The organism is Monashia sp. HAY1-5C (genome assembly GCF_056755255.1).
Genome location: NZ_JBPGXG010000397.1, coordinates 1 through 266, shown reverse-complemented (window position 1 = coordinate 266; position 266 = coordinate 1). Strand labels below are relative to the sequence as shown.

1 protein-coding gene is annotated in these 266 nt (G+C 68.8%); it reads left to right on the top strand.

Translation table 11 applies throughout. From position 1 onward, the window contains the following. Positions 1–110: 110 nt before the first annotated feature. On the top strand, positions 111–266 hold a 156-nt coding region (locus ACR9ZK_RS22175; RefSeq protein ID WP_481344101.1), incomplete at its 3' end, for an amino acid kinase family protein.

Sequence of the window (266 nt, the reverse complement as noted above, 5' to 3'; positions counted from 1 at the left end):
CTGACACATGGCATCGCCGGAATCCGCGGCTCCGTAGAATGGTCCTTCGGGTGCGGCATCCGCCCGCCCGCCGGCCTCAGCGTGCCGGCCATCATCCGGGAGTCGCACACGTGGCGCTGATCGTCCAGAAATACGGCGGGTCGTCGGTCGCCGACGCCGAGAGCATCAAACGCGTCGCGAAGCGCATCGTCGACATGCGTCGCGCAGGGCACGACGTCGTCGTGGCCGTCAGCGCGATGGGCGACACCACCGACGAGCTGCTCGAC